The 17,519-nt window shown below is 41.6% G+C and carries 17 protein-coding genes; 8 read left to right on the top strand and 9 right to left on the bottom strand.

The genetic code is table 11. The features are described from left to right. The first annotated feature begins 9 nt into the window (after positions 1-9). A complete protein-coding gene (locus J4E76_RS17675; protein ID WP_236017539.1) occupies positions 10-3,120 on the top strand; it encodes a hypothetical protein in 3,111 nt (1,036 codons plus the stop codon). Positions 3,121-3,124: 4 nt separating this feature from the next. Here the strand turns inward: J4E76_RS17675 and J4E76_RS17670 are convergent, their stop codons facing one another. From J4E76_RS17670 to J4E76_RS17660, 3 genes are all read right to left on the bottom strand, one after another. Then, positions 3,125-3,568 carry a DUF4440 domain-containing protein gene (locus J4E76_RS17670; RefSeq protein ID WP_208506121.1) on the bottom strand — a complete coding sequence of 148 codons (444 nt, stop codon included), beginning with the start codon at positions 3,566-3,568 and terminating at the stop codon, positions 3,125-3,127. Between the two features lie 80 nt (positions 3,569-3,648). Continuing rightward, positions 3,649-4,149, bottom strand: coding sequence for a nuclear transport factor 2 family protein (locus J4E76_RS17665; RefSeq protein ID WP_208506120.1), 501 nt, complete (start codon positions 4,147-4,149; stop codon positions 3,649-3,651). Between the two features lie 62 nt (positions 4,150-4,211). Continuing rightward, a complete protein-coding gene (locus tag J4E76_RS17660; protein ID WP_208506119.1) occupies positions 4,212-5,858 on the bottom strand; it encodes a S41 family peptidase in 1,647 nt (548 codons plus the stop codon). 166 nt (positions 5,859-6,024) lie between these two features. On the opposite strand from J4E76_RS17660, the gene J4E76_RS17655 reads away from it, so the two are divergent. From J4E76_RS17655 to J4E76_RS17625, 7 genes are all read left to right on the top strand, one after another. Further along, complete coding sequence (locus J4E76_RS17655) at positions 6,025-6,777, top strand: hemerythrin domain-containing protein (protein ID WP_208506118.1); 753 nt, start codon at positions 6,025-6,027, stop codon at positions 6,775-6,777. Further along, a complete protein-coding gene (ruvX, locus tag J4E76_RS17650) occupies positions 6,777-7,187 on the top strand; it encodes a Holliday junction resolvase RuvX (RefSeq protein ID WP_208506117.1) in 411 nt (136 codons plus the stop codon). Before J4E76_RS17655 ends, ruvX begins: the two co-directional genes overlap by 1 nt. Before the next feature lie 3 nt (positions 7,188-7,190). Then, positions 7,191-7,751 carry a peptide deformylase gene (def, locus tag J4E76_RS17645; protein ID WP_208506116.1) on the top strand — a complete coding sequence of 187 codons (561 nt, stop codon included), beginning with the start codon at positions 7,191-7,193 and terminating at the stop codon, positions 7,749-7,751. A gap of 12 nt (positions 7,752-7,763) precedes the next feature. Then, positions 7,764-8,171: a Dabb family protein gene (locus J4E76_RS17640; RefSeq protein ID WP_208506115.1), complete on the top strand. Its 408-nt coding sequence runs from the start codon at positions 7,764-7,766 to the stop codon at positions 8,169-8,171. An 86-nt stretch (positions 8,172-8,257) separates the two neighbouring features. After that, positions 8,258-8,581, top strand: coding sequence for a PadR family transcriptional regulator (locus J4E76_RS17635; protein WP_208506114.1), 324 nt, complete (start codon positions 8,258-8,260; stop codon positions 8,579-8,581). A 32-nt stretch (positions 8,582-8,613) separates the two neighbouring features. Beyond that, on the top strand, positions 8,614-11,232 hold the full coding sequence (locus J4E76_RS17630) for an FtsX-like permease family protein (protein WP_208506113.1): 2,619 nt from the start codon (positions 8,614-8,616) through the stop codon (positions 11,230-11,232). A gap of 112 nt (positions 11,233-11,344) precedes the next feature. After that, on the top strand, positions 11,345-13,048 hold the full coding sequence (locus J4E76_RS17625; protein ID WP_208506112.1) for a sodium:alanine symporter family protein: 1,704 nt from the start codon (positions 11,345-11,347) through the stop codon (positions 13,046-13,048). Between the two features lie 53 nt (positions 13,049-13,101). On the opposite strand, the gene J4E76_RS17620 is transcribed toward J4E76_RS17625, so the two are convergent. The 6 genes from J4E76_RS17620 to J4E76_RS17595 form a co-directional block, all read right to left on the bottom strand. Further along, positions 13,102-14,475 (bottom strand): M56 family metallopeptidase, encoded by a 1,374-nt coding sequence (locus J4E76_RS17620; protein ID WP_208506111.1) that lies wholly within the window; start codon positions 14,473-14,475, stop codon positions 13,102-13,104. Then, positions 14,472-14,849: a BlaI/MecI/CopY family transcriptional regulator gene (locus J4E76_RS17615; protein ID WP_208506110.1), complete on the bottom strand. Its 378-nt coding sequence runs from the start codon at positions 14,847-14,849 to the stop codon at positions 14,472-14,474. The genes J4E76_RS17620 and J4E76_RS17615 overlap by 4 nt, the downstream gene beginning before the upstream one ends. 149 nt (positions 14,850-14,998) lie before the next feature. Beyond that, positions 14,999-15,880: a hypothetical protein gene (locus J4E76_RS17610; RefSeq protein WP_208506109.1), complete on the bottom strand. Its 882-nt coding sequence runs from the start codon at positions 15,878-15,880 to the stop codon at positions 14,999-15,001. A 1-nt stretch (position 15,881) separates the two neighbouring features. Continuing rightward, positions 15,882-16,154: a hypothetical protein gene (locus J4E76_RS17605; RefSeq protein ID WP_208506108.1), complete on the bottom strand. Its 273-nt coding sequence runs from the start codon at positions 16,152-16,154 to the stop codon at positions 15,882-15,884. Then, entirely contained in the window at positions 16,154-16,435 is a 282-nt protein-coding gene (locus tag J4E76_RS17600) for a DUF427 domain-containing protein (protein WP_208506107.1), read from the bottom strand. Before J4E76_RS17600 ends, J4E76_RS17605 begins: the two co-directional genes overlap by 1 nt. Before the next feature lie 168 nt (positions 16,436-16,603). Further along, the gene (locus J4E76_RS17595) at positions 16,604-17,449 is read right to left on the bottom strand and encodes a hypothetical protein (protein ID WP_208506106.1); all 846 of its coding nucleotides are present in this window, start codon (positions 17,447-17,449) and stop codon (positions 16,604-16,606) included. Positions 17,450-17,519: the final 70 nt, after the last annotated feature.

Below are 17,519 nucleotides of genomic sequence, written 5' to 3'. Positions count from 1 at the left end.
ATTATACCCATGCGCATCAAGACCGCACTCTTATTCTTAACAGCTCTTTGCTTAGTCACAAGCCTTCCAGCCCAAAAAATGGATATGTCCATGTTGAAAGGCATGAAACCTCGGAGTATAGGCCCGGCAGGTGCTAGTGGTAGAATCACTTCTTTCGATGTTGAACTGAGCAACTCAGATGTCATATATGCAGGGACGGCTGCCGGAGGACTTTGGAAATCTGAAAACGGAGGGTCAACATGGGACGTCATTTTCGATGATGGTAAATCAGCTTCTATAGGGTCTATAGCTATCAATCAGAACAACCCTAATGAAGTTTGGGTGGGTACTGGCGAGGGTAATCCAAGAAACAGTATGAATAATGGTGCAGGCCTTTATAAAACCATTGATAGGGGGAGGACCTGGACCTTCTTAGGCCTTGAAAAAACCAATGGTATTCATCGCATTATTTTAGACCCTAGTAATCCGAAGGTTGCAGTTGTTGCCGCTACCGGAACGCCTTGGGGAGAAAACCCAGAACGTGGTATCTATAAAACCATTGACGGAGGTCAAACATGGACGCAAACCCTATATGTGGACGTGAAAACAGGTGCTGCTGATTTGGTGGTAGACCCAGCTAATCCAAATAAAATGATCGCTGCCATGTGGGAACACCGCAGGTGGCCATGGTTTTTTAATTCGGGAGGACCAGGCTCGGGTATTTATGTAAGTCTTGATGGTGGCGATACATGGACCAAAAGAACATCAGAAGATGGTCTACCTAAAGGTGAGTTGGGGAGAATTGGTATCGCTTTCGCTCCTTCAAATCCCAATCGTGTCTACGCCTATGTAGAGTCTGAGTCGAATGCAATTTATCGATCCGATGATGGTGGTTTCAAGTGGGCCAAAATTTCTAAAACAGGAGATCGTAACATTGGTGGAAGACCTTTTTATTATGCGGATGTATATGTCGATCCGAAAAATGAAAATAGAGTGTATAGCATTCACTCTACGGTGACGGTATCAGAGGATGGAGGCAAGACTTGGTCGAGTTTCGTTCCTAGCAGTAGGGTACATACCGATCATCACGCCTGGTGGATTCACCCTGAAGACCCCACCTTCATACTCAATGGACATGATGGAGGTTTGACTTATACGCGAGATCGAGGAAAGAATTGGCATTTCGTAGAAAGCCTACCACTGACACAGTTCTACCATGTGCGTGTGGATAATGACATTCCCTATAATATTTATGGTGGAGCGCAGGACAACGGCTCATGGAGAGGGCCTAGTCAGTCTTGGTTCAAGGGAGGCATTAGAAATTTCTATTGGCAGCGATTGAGTGTTGGCGATGGATTTGATATGGCACCAAACCCTAATGATAATCGTTACGGTTGGTCTATGGGGCAGGGCGGTAACCTGAACTATTACGATCGTGTATCTGGTATTCTTCATAAAGTAAGACCTATTCACCCCGAAGGTGTTGCTCTTAGGTTCAATTGGAATGCTGCCCTTGCTATTGACCCCATTGATAAGAGCGTTGCCTATTATGGAAGTCAGTTTGTCCATAAAACCAATGATGGTGGTAAGTCATGGGAAATCATTTCTCCTGATTTGACCACTAATGATCCAGCCAAACAAGATTATAAAACGGGTGGACTTACTTACGATAATACGGCTGCTGAAAACCACACCACTATATTGGCCATCAGTCCAAGTCCTAAACAAGCTGGAGTAATCTGGGTGGGAACGGATGATGGAAATGTTCAACTAACGAGAGATGGTGGCAAAACATGGAATAATGTTGTCAAAAACATGAAGGGGCTGCCCGAGAATAGCTGGATTGGTCAAATCCAGCCATCTGAATATAATGCGGCAGAAGCCTTTGTGGTAATTGACAACCACCGAATGAATGACTGGACACCCTATGTATACCATACAAAGAACTTTGGTCGTACCTGGTCTAGGTTAGTTGACGATTCAGAGATGAGAGGTGCAACGCTAAGCTTCGTTCAAGATCCAATAGAGCCTAAGCTTATGTTTACAGGAACAGAGTTTGGCCTTTGGGTGAGCATTGATGGTGGAGATAATTGGACCCAATGGACAAATGGCTACGGTACTATTCCTACGCAAGACATGGTGATCCATCCAAGAGAGCATGATCTTGTCATCGGTACTTTTGGTAGGTCTTTTTGGGTACTGGATGATATCAGGCCATTGAGAACTATGGCCTCTCTCAGCTTAGGACAAGTGATGGACAAGCAACTTCATGTATTCGATACTCCAGATGCCTATCGGGTTTTCCAAGGAGAATCGTTCGGCTACCGTGCTAATTTAGTAGGAGAGGCAATTTTTGAGGGTCAGAACAGACCTTTAGGAGCTATGGTTAGCTACTATTTTAAAGGGACTGATAAGAAGACAAACAATGTGAAAGTAGAAATACTAGATCAGTCAGGAAAGGTCGTAAAAACGCAAAACCAAAGAGCTTCTAAAGGGGTGAATCGCTTTTATTGGAGGATGGATACCGATGGAGAGAAGCTTGCCCGGCCTGTTGGTAACCGGAAATTCGCTCGAGGTCCTGATGTGATTCCTGGAACCTATACCGTTCGGATGACCTACAACGGGGTACAGTCCGAAAATACAGTTGTCGTTCATGCCGATCCAAGAATCGAAGTGGACGAGCAGGCCATGCAAACCAAAAAAGCTTTCATGGAAAAGCATGGGCAGCTACAAGCTAAGGTTGATAAAATGAGCAACGACTTGCGTAAAGCCAAAGAGCTGGTTGACTTTGTTAACGAAAGGGTGAAAGATGAGGATAAGGAGACTAAGTCCGTGGTAGAGAAGGAAGGTAAGGCTTTAGTTGAGGCTATTGATAAAGTCTACTATCAAATCAACAGTAAGCCCGTAAAGCAAGGTATTTATCGCGATGGGACCGTCTTGTCGGCTCAAGTGAGAGGGCTGTCGGGAGCAATGCAATCGGTTCAATTACCACTAACCAAAAATCAAGAGGTTGCTATGTTCCTTCTCGAACCAGCAGTAGCTACCATGGAGGAGAAAGTAAAATCAGTTTTACTCACGGAATTCGGTAAGTATAAAGCCCACATTAAAGCAACTGGGCTCAGTTTGATTCCTGAGAAGTAGATCATCAATCATACACATAACGCCAGGAGCCATCCGCTTGGCGCTTCCAAATGGAGTGGAACGTTCCGGTGTTTTCGAACTGCTCCCCATTCTCTCTGATGCCCTTGAAAAAGGTAGGCCCCCAGGTATAGGCCATGGATAGGTCATCAGAAACGTCAACGAAGGTAGGTTTCCAGGTAAGGGTTAGAATTTGTGTTGTGGAACGCGCATAATAAGCATGGATTGAGTCTTTACCTGTAATCAGTCGGCCACCACGACTGATACTTCCATCTTCAGCAGCAAAATGAGCAAAAGCTACTGCACGACCTTCTTTGGCTAACAGATCATTAAAGGCCTGTTCCATGGCGTAGATCTCTTCAATGACCTCCTCTCGAGTAAGGTCATCGGCTTTTTTAGGTGAACAGCCGACAATAACAAAAATGCATAGTAAGGCTAAAAAACTCTTCATGACTCCAATGTTTATCGAATAAGATAAAGTTATGAGGTCAGAACTCGAAATGGATTTTTATAAGCTTAATGGTTAGGCGATTAGTGGTTTAAAATCTTGCCTTTTTGGAAGTCAGCCTCTCCAATAGTGCCATTTTCGTCAGTGTCTGAATCTATGAAAATCTTCCAAGTGCTGCCCTCTTTTTTGAGTGTGACATTGAACTTGCCATAGTAAGATTGGGAGTTACCAGCATTATATCGGGTGAGTTTATAGATTCCTATTTCATATGCCCAATTACCTTTGGCAGCTCGATTCAGGAAGCTGAATTCAATCCTTTGCTTTACTTTTTGTGAGTTCCACCGATTGAAATTCTCAAGGTTTCTGTCCTTATACTCCTGACCAATAAACATAAGACCATTATTAGAGGAAACTCTGATGACATCATTTGTATGTATCTGATTGAAAAGAGTAGCATCTAAATCTTGATACGCCTGCATAAAATTGAGCCAAACGTCTTTGTCGATAGATTCTTGAATGGAATCGTCCTGCGAAAAGACAGGCGTGCATAAGAGCAATGCTGCTGCAAAAAATAAGTACTTCATTCTAATGACCTTTTGACCAAAACGGAAAGCGAAGAGTTTTGGTATTAATACTTTCTGTGAACCTAGCGGGTTTGTAACAATACTCCGTTTGATTGATTTTGTAGTAATTCAGGATTTCTGAAGAGTTCTATGGCCTGACGATAGACTTCATTGGTTTCATTATAAATTTTGTAGAAGGCATCATCGTCATAAATATCACGTGCAATCCTGGCCTTAACTAAGTAACTCAAGAGATTTCGAGATTTATCAAACTGCCTTTTGCTATATCGAACGCCATTCTTATTGCCCAGAAGCACAAGGTTCTTTAACATATCAGAAGTGACCTTAAAGTTAGCATGATAGTCCTCAAAACTCATCTCCTTAAGTTCAGGGTGATTATCTCTATAATCTAGTGTATACTCTCGAATGGTGTTACTGGCCGAAAGCCTATTGATGTAAGAGCTGTTATCCGTTGTGTCTAGTGCTACAAAATAGTCAGGCATAATACCACCACCACCATAGACTGTGCGACCATTCGAAGTCTTGTAAGCTAGGCTCTCATCAAATTGAACACTGTCTTTTACAAATAACTCGCCAGACATGTAGCGGTTATAATAATCTGAGTTATAGTCCTTTTCTCCATCGTCATAAGGTTTCTGAATAGAACGACCGCTAGGTGTGTAATATCTGGCGATGGTCATACGAAGCTCAGAACCGTCCTGTAAATCAAAAGGTAATTGAACAAGTCCTTTCCCAAAAGATCTTCTACCCACTACTAAGGCCCTGTCATTGTCTTGTAAAGCTCCAGCTACAATTTCGGAAGCCGAAGCACTGCCTTCATTTACTAGCACTACTAGAGCTCCATCTTTGAAGATACCATCATTGGTGGCTCTGGCTTTACTGTCATACTTAGTGCTTTGCCCTTTCTGACTTACAATGACCTCACCACCACTCAAAAACTCATTGCTCATGCCAATAGCAGCACTCATATAACCTCCAGTATTATTCTGTAAGTCAAGAATAAGCTTGGTCATGCCCTGAGATTTTAGTTCTGCCAGGGCTTTCTTGAATTCATCATAAGTAGTTTCGGCAAATCGATTGACTTTGATATAGCCCATTTCTTCGTCAATCATATAGCTGGCATCCAAAGAGTATTGTGGGATGGCACCTCGTTTCAGTTCAAAGGCTAACAATTCAGATTCGTTCTTTCTTACCACGCCAACCTCTACCTTAGAGCCTCTAGGTCCTCGAAGCATATCGAATACCCTTCGATTATTCATTCCTATACCAGCGATATTTTCACCGTCTACAGAGACAATTTTGTCACCCGCAATGATACCAGCTTCCTCAGAAGGTCCGCCTGGTAGAGGAGAGACAACGTAAAGTGTATCTCTCAGTAAATTGAATTCTACACCTATGCCGTCATAAGTAGCTCTTAATTGCGATGCAGCTAACTCTCTTTCCTTAGGGGGAATATAGATGGTATGCGGATCGAGCTTGTCCAGCATGTTTTCGATCGACTCCTCGATAAGAGATTCAGTATCTACCGAGTCGACATAATCGTTTTCAATATATTCGAGAAGCTCTCTAAACTTCTGAATCGAAGCCAGATACTTTCTGTCCGTTTTGGGTTCAGCATATTCAGAACCTATGACTATACCAACGATGACCGCGATGGTTAGAAGTATAGGTAGCTTGATGTGGTAGGATGAATTTTTGTAATCGCTCACTTTTGACCTTTTATTAATTCACTAAAATATGAATTTGACCTTAAAACATGGGTAAATGTCATAGTATGATTGTAACGAAACGTCTTAATTTGTGTTCAGTTTTTTAGTCGTTTGGCATAGAAAACTATGACCTAAAATCGTTAGATTCGTTAATCACGTAGACAAAATGGAAAAAATACTCAAGCGAACCATCACCGACCTTGTGTCTGAAAATCATATTAGAGCGTCTGTGCTTTACTATTTCGGAGTCAAATTCTACGATTACAAGTTGGAGACACTAGAAGAGGTTTGTTCAAAACTGGGTATTAATCCAGACTCCTTAATTAGCAGCCTTGAACTAGTGATCGATGAAAAAGAATCTACTCAAAAGCAACTAAAAGCTTATCCCGCAGAGCTTGTAGTCGAATACTTAAAGCATGCGCATTACCTCTTTATCAAGAAGAGACTTCCTTATATAGGTCAATTGATTGACGGTGTCGAAGAGGTTAATTTCCGCTATAAATCACTGTCTACAGACCTCAAGTCTATCTTTCCCATGTTTGTCGAAGACTTCATTCATCACATCCATGAAGAAGAAGACACCATGTTTGCTTATGTAGGAAGACTAAATCGTTTTCTGAATGATGAAAAACCTTCTTCCGAGACTTACTATATGATGGAATCATTTTCGCTTCAAGAATTTGCGATGGAACATGAGGTGCATGAAAATGAAATGGACGGTTTTAGAAAGTTCACAAATGATTATCAATACTGCGAAGAAGCAGATCTCCACATCAAGGTACTTTATACAGAACTACAACGTTTTGAGAGAGACTTGTTAATTCACGCGAAAATTGAAAACGAGATTCTCTTCCCCAAGGCCATGCAATTGGAACGTTTGGCTAAGCTTAAGTTTTACGATTTGTCGAAATTGAATTAATGGGTAGAATCCTTGCCATAGACTATGGCACTAAAAGAGTAGGTCTTGCGGTTACCGATCCTTTGCAAATTATTGCTTCAGCTTTGGATACTATACATTCCAAAGATGTAATTGCCTATCTAAAGGCTTATGATACTAGCGAAGGCATAGAATCTTTCGTCCTGGGCATGCCGAAGAAACTTGACGGGACTCCTACTAATGCAACACCACTGGTGAAACAATTTCACAGGCTATTAAAAAAGAATTTTCCTGAAAAACCCGTTTATTTGCATGACGAAAGATACACTTCGAAAATGGCATTGGATGCTATGATCGCTGGCGGTGTAAAAAAGAAGGACAGAAGAGAAAAGGGTAATATTGACAAGGTGAGTGCCACCATTATTCTTCAATCTTTTCTGGAAAGCAAATAGCATATGATTTATCCAATTGTTGCCTACGGGGATAACGTATTAAGGCAAGAAGCAGAAGACTACCCACAAGATTCACAAGATTTGACCGCTCTGGTTGAAAGCATGTACGAGACAATGTACAATGCCAATGGGGTTGGCTTGGCGGCTCCTCAAATTGGGATGTCTCATAGAATTTTCATCATCGACTCTACCCAAATGGGAGAGGAAGAAGAGGCAGCTAAAGGTGTGAAGCGTGCTTTTATTAATCCTGAAATCCTTGATGAGTATGGCAATGAGTGGTCATTTGAAGAAGGGTGCCTGAGTATTCCGGATGTTCATGCCGAAATTCTGCGCCCTGAAAAGTTAACCATTCACTACTATGATGAACTTTGGAATGAGCATGAGGAAGAGTTCGATGGCCTTACGGCTAGGGTAATTCAGCATGAGTATGACCACTTAGAAGGTGTATTATTTACTGATTACGTCAAAGGGTTGAAGAAGCAAATGCTGAGATCTAAATTGGTTGGAATCTCCAAAGGTAATGTCAGTGTCAAGTACAGAATGAAGTTTCCCATTAAACGGTAATAAATGATGAGAATGACCAAAGTTTGCTTTGCATTACTAATACTAGCATTCACGGCTTGTCATTCTGATATTAAGATTAAAACAGGCGAGAACACTGATTCTCCCGAGTTAAGTGTTGAACCTCCTTTTATACACACCGTTTATTTTTGGTTCAAGGAAGGTGTTACTGATGCGCAAATACGAGACTTTGCGAGGGCAAGCATGGGTCTGAGAGAGATTCAAGGAGTTTTAAAAGTTTATGATGGAACTCCGGCAGCAACGGATAGGCCGAACCTTGAGAAGAGCTACGATTATGCGCTCGTTGTGCTCATGAAAGACTTAGCTACTCACGATGCTTATCAACAAGATAGCATCCACCTAAATCTTCTGGCTACTTATTCAAGTATGTTTGAGCGTGTTTTGGTCACAGACATAGACTAGAGACAATCCTTTTCTCATTTTTTTTGTAACCTAAAACTCATTCCTAAGTATTAGTCTTATATTAGTTTGACAAATAAGAGTGAAATATGAAAGGAACCCACTTAGGCGAATTTGAAGAGCTGGTACTACTTACCTGTGCGCTTCTTGTCAATAGTGCCTATAGCGTTACTATTGGAGCCGAGATAGAAGAACAAACGGGAAGGACAATTACTCTGTCTACCGTGCACACCGCTTTATATCGTTTGGAGAAAAAGGAGTTTGTTGAGTCGTATATGGGAGGATCGACAGGTGAAAGAGGGGGGAGGCGTAAAAGACTCTATAGAATTACTGCGGCTGGTTTTGATGCACTTAATCAGGCCAAGGACATTCGTGGAAGAATGTGGAATATGATGCCGAATTACAAATTCTAATTTCACCTATTAGTTTGACAAATAAGATTGAAATGAAGAAGAATAAGCCACCGAAGTGGGCAGATCGTTTCCTAAAACTCTTTTGCTCTTCGGAGTATTTGGAAGAGGTACAGGGGGATTTGCATGAGTGGTATAAAATAAGGGTAGGGCAGAAAGGGTCGGTCAGGGCCAAGCTACTTTACTATTATGATGTGATTACTTACATCAGAGGATTTAGGTTAAAACGAATCAAAGAAATGGAACGAAACAACAACATGCTATTGCTCAACTATCTTAAGGTTGCCGCAAGACAATTCAAAAAGAACTTTTGGTACTCATCACTTAATGCCATCGGGCTTACCATAGGTATTCTTAGTTCTTTACTCATCTCTCTCTATATCCTAGATGAGTTGAGTTATGACCGTTTTCATGTAGATCATGAGAATATCTATCGGTTGGTGAATCATAACCCTAAGTCCGGTGATAAGAGTCAGGCTACTCCGTCCCCATGGAAAATAAATATGGGGTCAGATTTTCCAGAGATAAAAGCCCATACTCGATTGGGTCAAGATGTAGTACTTATTAAACAAGAAGGGCAGAACTTCTTAGAAAATGATTTTTACTGGGCAGATGAAAACTTCATGAGCTTTTTCAGTTTTGAAGTCTTACAGGGCAATAGAGAAATTATGCTGACTGAGCCAAACAGTATTGTGCTCACTGCTTCTAAGGCATTGCGATATTTCGATCGCCTGGACGTAGTGGGTGAACAACTCCCCATAAAAGTCTATGATGGCAATAAGGACTTCTTAATGAAGGTAACTGGGGTGATAGAAGACCTTCCGACCAATTCTCATTTGCAGTTCGACTTTTTGGGATCAATGCCAACTACCCGAGAGATGTATGGAAAATTCGATAATTGGTGGGGTCTCAATTGGTTAAGTAGTTATGCAAAATTAGAATCGGAGTCGGACTTAGAATCGGTCAAGGTCAAGGTTCCTGGCTTCTTTGATAAATATCAACGAGAAGGTGCCTCAGAGACGAATGGAATCATCTTTCAACCTCTTGCCGATGTGAGGTTAAACTCGTCTGATATAAGTGGTAAGGCTGAAAAGGGAAACAAAGACTATATCTATCTCTTTGGTTTTGTAGCCGTCATGATCCTTTTGGCTGCTTCTATTAACTACGTAAACCTGACGACTGCAAAATCATCCTTACGAGGTAAAGAAGTAGGAATGCGTAAGGTTTTCGGTGGAACTAGAAGACAGGTGGCACGACAGTTTTTTATTGAATGTGGCTTTCAGGTAGCAGTTGCGTTGGTTCTTGCCATGGGACTGACCATGTTGGTCTTACCACTATTCAATGAGGTAGTAGGCAAGCAAATGTTACCAAAGGACATATTCCAAATACCAGTTTTAGCCGTTTTAGCCTTCATGTTTGTAGTTATTTTGGTGCTATCGGGTATTTACCCAGCCCTTGTGATGAATCGGTTCAGACCGGTGGATGTCGTAAGGGGCAATATGTTGGGTGCACTCGGCACCAAGTCATGGGTAAGAAAATTCCAGGTGTTAATACAGTTTTGTATTGCAGCATTTCTTATTTCAAGCACATTGATTGTTTTCAATCAGATGCAACACATTAATCAATTTGATAAAGGCTTCAATGCGAGCCAGCTTATCTCAATTCCTGTTGACGATAGGGGGATGCAGGAGAAGTTAGTATTGATCAAAGACAGAATGAGCCAGGTTGAAGGGGTGAGTCAGATATCCGCGTCAGGAGAAAGTTTGCCGAGTCAGATGAACCATACCTTGGGCTTTTCTTGGGAAGGGAAGACCACTGAAGAGAATATCGGAATTCACCTGGTAGCCATAGACTATGACTATTTGCAGACGATTGAGGCAAGCTTGCTTATGGGACGAAATCTTTCAAAACAGATTGTTTCGGATTCCGTGGCAGTATGTCTCATCAATGAGTCTGCCTTTGAGAAGACAGGATGGGAGTCTCTTGATGGAAAGAAGGTAGGTTTTGATAACGAGTCGAGGGTGGTAGCAGGAGTGATAGAAAACTTCCACTATAATTCACTTCATAGTACTGTTGCGCCTACAGCATATGTATTATTGCCTCCAGGTTCTAGAGCTAGTCCGGATAACCTAATCCTCAGGTTGAATACTGAGCAGGTAACTGTAGCGCTCGATGGAATTGACGAAATCTGGAGAGAGTATAGTGATCAACCATTAGATTTTCGATTTGTGGATGAGTCATTTGCTAGCCTCTATGGTGACGAGCAAAAGTTTGTTAAGGTGGTACTGGGATTTTCTATCATTGGGATCTTTCTCACAGTTCTCGGTCTAGTTGGCTTGGTTTCGTTTATGGCGGAAAGACACTCTAGAGAAATCAGCATCCGCAAAGTACTGGGTGCTACTATCGGGGAAGTATTGGGCAGATTCAGCAGTCAGTTCGCTGTAATTTTTATTGTTGCCATGGCTGTGGCATTGCCATTGAGCTATCTTGCCATGGAAGAGTGGTTGCGAGGGTTTGCCTTCCCAGTGAGTATATCTTGGACCGTCTTTTTAACTGCCGCTCTAGTATCAATTCTGATAACATTGTTGAGCGTGGGAAGTCAAAGTTTCAAAGTGGCTTCATCAAACCCTATCAAGTATTTGTCGGATCATTAGTAAGTATTTAGAGAAAGGTCCCTTCTAAATCATATCAATAGGGATTATGTCTTTGCCGAGAAGGCATAATCCCTATTTTTGTGCCTTCATTCATTAGAATTGAGCAGTTGATATGCAGCAAGTAGATGATTTCCTGAGTTTAATTGATAGTTATATAGGTAGTGCGGGTTGGTTTCCATTTGCCCTTTTAGGCGTTGGGCTTTTCTTCACCATTTACCTTAAATTCCCCCAGATAAGATTTTTCAGTTTCGCAATCAAAGTGGTCAAAGGTAAGTTCGACCGCAAGGATGACGAAGGAGATACATCACACTTTCAGGCACTTACCACGGCTCTTTCCGGTACAGTAGGCACAGGAAATATTGCGGGTGTTGCTTTGGCGCTTCACTTAGGAGGGCCTGCAGCGTTATTCTGGATGCTCGTTACGGCCGGTATCGGTATGTGTACCAAGTTTGTTGAAGTTACTCTTTCTCATAAGTACAGGGAGAAGGCTTCCGATGGCACCATGGCTGGAGGACCGATGTATTACATGAAAAACGCTGATTTCAAACTCAGCGGTAAGAAGGTTAATATGAAATGGCTAGCCATAATATTTGCGATAGCCACAGTATTATCTGCTTTTGGAACAGGTAGTCTTCCTCAAATCAATAGTATTTCTACATCTATTCAAGCCACTTTCGGTATTGAACTGTGGATTACTGGAGCAGTCTTAGCAGTGCTACTAGGAATCGTAATTATTGGTGGTATTAAGCGAATTGCAGCAATTACGGAGAAGTTAGTGCCTACCATGGCCTTGATTTACTTCATCGGCTGTTTTGCAGTTATATTGGCTAATCTGGACAATCTTTTGCCATCACTAGCAGCCATTGTAGGCGATATATTCACTGGTTCGGCAGCTGCTGGTGGTTTCCTTGGCGGAACCATTTGGTATGCCTTCGATCGTGGTGTGAACAGAGGTCTGTTTTCAAACGAAGCTGGACAGGGTAGTGCACCAATTGCCCATGCATCTGCCAAGGCCCATGAGCCTGTATCAGAAGGTATGGTGGCAATTCTTGAGCCTTTTATCGATACGATTATTATCTGTACCATTACTGGTTTGACACTACTTTCGTCAGGTGTATGGAATGAAAAACATCAAAATATTTTCCAGTCAGCTGACATGGAAATTCTTGCTGGAACAAATTATACTGACGATACCGAAGACGGAGTAAAGCAACTAGCAGAACACATTGGTGGAGTAAATCAATTGGAGTTGTTTGACGGCCCGCTAGATGTATTGGAAGGCAAAATTATTACAGCGGCTACTATCATTCATGCCCGATCATTGGCAGAGAACGTTGTCATAAAAAATGATATCGATGAACCATTCACGGGGATCATTTTGGTAAGGGATGGTAGACCAGTAGATTCTGATGAAACCTTCGAAGGTGAATCGTTGGTACACAGTGCGCCTCTGACTACCATTGCATTTACAAAAGGCTTTTTCGGTGATTATGGACAGTATATTGTATCTATTGGCCTATTGCTATTTGCCTTTAGTACAGCCATTTCTTGGTCTTACTATGGTGATAGAGCCATGACTTTCCTCTGGGGCTCAGGCTCAGTAAAGTATTTTAGGATCGTCTATGTAATTGCTTTCTTCCTAGCGTCCTTCCAAGACACTACTATCATTTGGACCCTCTCAGGTATTACCATTGCATTGATGACCTTGCCAAACTTGGTTGGACTCTTCTGGCTGAGAAAAGAAATGAAATCAACCATTGCCGAATATTGGGCAGGATTCAAGAAAGAGTTTCCGGATGTAAAGACACCAGAATAAAAAAAGCCCCGACCCCCGAAGTTTCGGGGCGGGGCTTTTTTTAGACTGATGTTCTATTTCTGTTTGTAACGAAATACTCTGGTGGTAGCAAAGCTGTCGTAAACAGGGAAGTACTTGTTAAGAATACCCTTATACTTTTCATAGTGCTCGCCTAGAGTTCTTTCTCCTTGCAGTACATCTGAGTACTGGAACATCAATGTGATTTTGGTTTTGCTCTCATTGAGAATACCATCTTTGATAAGCTCACGCTGAACCTCTTCCATCATTTTTTTTGACTTCTCCATTGACTTGTTCTTATCAAAGACCATTGGAATATGCTTCCCGTTCAGCATGATGACCGTCTTTCTTAAGGAGGTAGAGTCCTTGTCTTTGAGATAGCTTTTAACCTCATCCCAAGATTTCACACGAACAGTATCTTGTTTGGTATCCTGATCAAGCACTTCAATTGAGGTTGGTTCCGGGTCGGCTTTTCCGACAAATGCACTGCTAACTAAAACGGTAGCGAGTAATAAGACCATAATGCCCGCCTTGGGGCTAAACTTTGTTTTGTTTGGATAAATCATGCGTTCTATTCTGTTTTTAAATTCTGAGTTATTGCCTTTGGCTGCAAGCGCAACCTGATTTGAAAGTGTAGTTTCTTGCAGTTTCATAAGTGCTCTGCTATAAGCAAATTCACTATGCACCTGAATGACAGCATCATCACATACATACTCCATTTCCCTTCTTAGATCGCGAATCATAATGAGCACGAATGGGTTGAAGAAGAACAGCGTTTCAATCATCACAAGGAGTGTATTGATCAGGTAGTCGTGATGTTTTATATGAGTCAATTCATGTCGGAGAATAGCATCTAATTCTTCATCTGTGAATCCGTTGATAAGACCTACAGGGAAGTAAATAATAGGTTTTAGAATGCCAATGGTCATAGGCGAATCGATTAATGCACTCACCCGGACTTGTACTGCTCTGCCAATGCTCTTTGCTCTAGAGATTTCTCCAATTTTGGAGAGCACATTTTTATCATTGCAAGCAATTGCGGTTGACTTATACCTCGATAGTGTTCTGCGATTATTGAAGAATCGCAATGCTCCGATCGAAGCCCCAACTATCCATAGGATACTTATCAGAAGACTATTTTCCCCGATCCAAAGCTTACATCGATCAGCCCAATCAGGGGGTGAACTGGAATAGACGGGTTGTGCCTCCATAAACCAGATTCCTTCAGGTATTGGTGCTGAAGGAGACTGCACGAACATTGTCGAAATAGTAAACAAGAAGAAGACTGAAATGGCTACTATCTTAACTAGCCTTTTACTATGAGATTTACTGAGTACCAGGGTTAAGAACTTGGTTAAAATGAGTGTTCCTAATCCTATCCATAATGAGTGGATCAATGCCCAGGTCAATATGACTTCGATACCCTTCATTTCTTCTTGTTCTCAAGCTCATCAAGCATGGCGCGGATCTCATCCAACTCATCCTTGTTTGGCTTTTGGTTACCTAGTGCCTGAAGGATTAGGTTCTGTGATGATCCACTGAATACTTTATTGACAAACCCACCAAGCATTTGCTTTTGAATAACTTGTTGTTCTACAGCCGAGTAATAGATATGAGTTTGCCCCTTGGGCTCACGAGTTAGAAAGCCTTTATCGAACATGTTCTGAATTATTTTCAGTGTGGTAGTATAGCCGGTACTCTTGGTCTTAGCTAACTCTTCATGAACTTCACGGGCAGTACCACTGCCCAGTTCCCATAGAACGGTTAATACTTCTAATTCGCTATTAGTAGGTTGAACGTCCATTGTTTATTCTTTTTGGTTACTCTACGATTTCTGTCGTATCAAATGAAAGCGGTTTAAAAATCAGAAGCAAGAAAAACCTACGATTTATATCGTAGGTTATTGTAAGACATGCTTAGAATACTGATAATGCTCGATTTTGTCCCTCTGATTTAGAGACCGAGAATGTTCTTTGATGCAGAGATACCTGCTTTTAGGAAGTCCATTACCATCTTCGATTGCTGTGCAGCAGACTTTGACTTTACTATTTCAGAGACTTTAAGCACAGCACCATTGAAGGGTTCTTGTATCCATTTTCCATGTGGAAGTGCTTCCAAATCTTTATAGTGGTTGTCTCCTGCCTGTGACCAAGTGGTAATGTAATAATAGGGCTCTTCGCTGGCCGGATCGGGAATGCCCATACCAATGCTGAAAGATTTAGTTGCATTGCCTGCATCGTCAAATGTCATAGGTATGTAAACACCATGATCGAAGTGATGGGGCCAGGTTCTTGTAGTAGAGGCAGTTTTATGAGCTTTGGCAAAGTATTCTAGTGCCAAGTTGCTGTTTGCTCTATGCTTGGCCATTTCCTCGAAGAGAGACGGTATTTCAAACTTGTATGGTGCCCCTTTGTCGGTTTTATGAGGAGGTATATCATAATGAATATCCATCTTCATAAGAGAAGCATCTTTTCCATAAGTAGCGAGCTGACTTTTTACCCAGGCGAGTGCATCGTCATTGGTTTTGTCATGTAAAGGAAACTCAGAAGTAGGTTTCATATCGGCATTGTATACAATCAACGTGAGCTCTTTTGATCGCATTGCAAAACGAAAATTGCCCTTGCGTTCCCTTATCCAATTCCCTGCAAGTACTTCTTCCTGTGGAAGCCACCTTAAGTTGGTATGACTGTCGTCAGGAACATTTTTTACATAGTGTTTGCCTGCCATAGCAATAAACTGAACACCTCTATGAATTTGCTCAATAGCCGGAGCAAGAGACTTTGGGTCGTTACCACTTAATAATGACCAATTGGATTTGATTGAAGCAAGGCTCATACTATCTGCTGATCTCTTTTAAGTCTTTGGCATACTCTTTTTGACAAGTAGGGCAGACATAGCCCTGAGCATGTTTTTTTAATTGGATACCATTCACATGGCTTACCACAAAATCTTGAATAAAAGCATGTCGCGTTGTGCTGTTGTTCACATCAATCTGCTTATCCTCCATAAGGTCAATGGCCTTACCGCCATACTCTTGAAGTCCCCAACAGTTTGGACAAACTCCTTCAGGCGTAGGTATTGGATTCTTTTTCCAGTGAAACAGTCCCATTAGTCTTCTATTTTAACACCTTTCCAAAAGGCAACATAGTTCTTTATTCCCTTTGCTAATTCAGAAGTTTCAGGGTAATACCATGCGGCATCTGGGTTCTCAGATCCGTTTACTTCGATAGTGTAATAGCTCGCCATGCCCTTCCATGGGCAGTTGGAATGTGTGCTGCTGTCTTTGTAATATTCTTTTTTGATGGAGTCATGTGGGAAGTAGTGATTTCCCTCTACTACCACTGTTTCGTTGCTTTCAGCAATTACTTCATCGTTCCAAATAGCTTTCATAATTGATATTTTTCCGTCAACACAATATACAGGATATTAAGTTGCTTTCGATCAGATTCCTGACTCAAGAATGTCGGCTAGCTGATACTGACTTTAAGAGGCTGGCCGTAATGAAAAAAGGCCAGATGCTACAAAAGCATCTGGCCTCAAGGTCAAATCAAAACAGAATTACTTTTTTCTTATATCCTTCGATGTGTCCACCACGGCATTTGCGGGCTTTTGCATTCGAGATTCGTCAAATTCAAAATTAAATTTGAAATCGTATGCTGCATGATCGCCATATTGCTGTTTTTGCTCTGTATCGCTAGTGGTCATTAATGCTGGAAATTTCAGGCCGTCAATCTCGGCTGTGTAGGTATTCACCCTTAAAACAGGACCAAAGACTTTTTGGTCTTTTGGGACATTGAGTGTGTCAAGCAATGGGCCGTAACCAACGGTATATTCATACCCAACCAATAAAAATGTACGTGCATCAATGTATAGGGTATAGGTGTCATTTTTTGATTTACCCAGTATGGGAGATTTCTTATAACTCATCTCTACCTTGTAAACCTCGTTTTCAAATGCATCATGACTGATTTTCTCAGCTTTGCCGAGCTTTACATGATCTTCTTGAGTAAGCCAAGGTAAATTCAAATAGTAAAACCATACGTAGTGCTGGTGGTTTGGAGGATTACCATTACGCCAATTAACCGTCCAAGCCTCTTTACCATCGTAAGTCAATTGGGAACCAATCAAAGGCCAATCATGAAATGACCTTCTTGTTGCCATGTCAAAGGATTGTTCGGTAATCCAAAATCTAAGAAAACCGAGTGCATCGCTGTGCATGACAGTTTTGAATGACATGGTTTTCAAACCTTTCCATTTGTCATAGCTCCCATGAGCTTCGATCATTTGCTCTATAACCTCTTTGGTTTTCTTATCTGCATAAGTGGGCCCACTATAGGCTGAGGAAGGGCTTGTAAATAGCCCATTAAGAACCGATATGATTAGAATATTAAGTATTGTTTTCATCTCTTTTTGCAACATCAACGATGCGCGAAAAGAGATGAATTACTTAATGAAGTGAGTGACAAAAAGTGTC

This window comes from Roseivirga sp. E12, from assembly GCF_017592825.1.
Taxonomy (GTDB): Bacteria; Bacteroidota; Bacteroidia; order Cytophagales; family Cyclobacteriaceae; genus Roseivirga.
The sequence above is the reverse complement of the archived record's forward strand: the minus strand, read 5'-3'. Positions and strand labels throughout refer to the sequence as shown.

What these genes read in the sequence shown, in the direction of transcription:
- J4E76_RS17675 (WP_236017539.1), top strand. Translation starts at nt 10, where the DNA reads ATGCGCATCAAGACCGCACTCTTATTCTTAACAGCTCTTTGCTTAGTC.
- J4E76_RS17670 (WP_208506121.1), bottom strand. Translation starts at nt 3,568, where the DNA reads ATGAAGAGTTTTTTAGCCTTACTATGCATTTTTGTTATTGTCGGCTGT.
- J4E76_RS17665 (WP_208506120.1), bottom strand. Translation starts at nt 4,149, where the DNA reads ATGAAGTACTTATTTTTTGCAGCAGCATTGCTCTTATGCACGCCTGTC.
- J4E76_RS17655 (WP_208506118.1), top strand. Translation starts at nt 6,025, where the DNA reads ATGGAAAAAATACTCAAGCGAACCATCACCGACCTTGTGTCTGAAAAT.
- ruvX (WP_208506117.1), top strand. Translation starts at nt 6,777, where the DNA reads ATGGGTAGAATCCTTGCCATAGACTATGGCACTAAAAGAGTAGGTCTT.
- def (WP_208506116.1), top strand. Translation starts at nt 7,191, where the DNA reads ATGATTTATCCAATTGTTGCCTACGGGGATAACGTATTAAGGCAAGAA.
- J4E76_RS17640 (WP_208506115.1), top strand. Translation starts at nt 7,764, where the DNA reads ATGACCAAAGTTTGCTTTGCATTACTAATACTAGCATTCACGGCTTGT.
- J4E76_RS17635 (WP_208506114.1), top strand. Translation starts at nt 8,258, where the DNA reads ATGAAAGGAACCCACTTAGGCGAATTTGAAGAGCTGGTACTACTTACC.
- J4E76_RS17630 (WP_208506113.1), top strand. Translation starts at nt 8,614, where the DNA reads ATGAAGAAGAATAAGCCACCGAAGTGGGCAGATCGTTTCCTAAAACTC.
- J4E76_RS17625 (WP_208506112.1), top strand. Translation starts at nt 11,345, where the DNA reads ATGCAGCAAGTAGATGATTTCCTGAGTTTAATTGATAGTTATATAGGT.
- J4E76_RS17620 (WP_208506111.1), bottom strand. Translation starts at nt 14,475, where the DNA reads ATGAAGGGTATCGAAGTCATATTGACCTGGGCATTGATCCACTCATTA.
- J4E76_RS17615 (WP_208506110.1), bottom strand. Translation starts at nt 14,849, where the DNA reads ATGGACGTTCAACCTACTAATAGCGAATTAGAAGTATTAACCGTTCTA.
- J4E76_RS17610 (WP_208506109.1), bottom strand. Translation starts at nt 15,880, where the DNA reads ATGAGCCTTGCTTCAATCAAATCCAATTGGTCATTATTAAGTGGTAAC.
- J4E76_RS17605 (WP_208506108.1), bottom strand. Translation starts at nt 16,154, where the DNA reads ATGGGACTGTTTCACTGGAAAAAGAATCCAATACCTACGCCTGAAGGA.
- J4E76_RS17600 (WP_208506107.1), bottom strand. Translation starts at nt 16,435, where the DNA reads ATGAAAGCTATTTGGAACGATGAAGTAATTGCTGAAAGCAACGAAACA.
- J4E76_RS17595 (WP_208506106.1), bottom strand. Translation starts at nt 17,449, where the DNA reads ATGAAAACAATACTTAATATTCTAATCATATCGGTTCTTAATGGGCTA.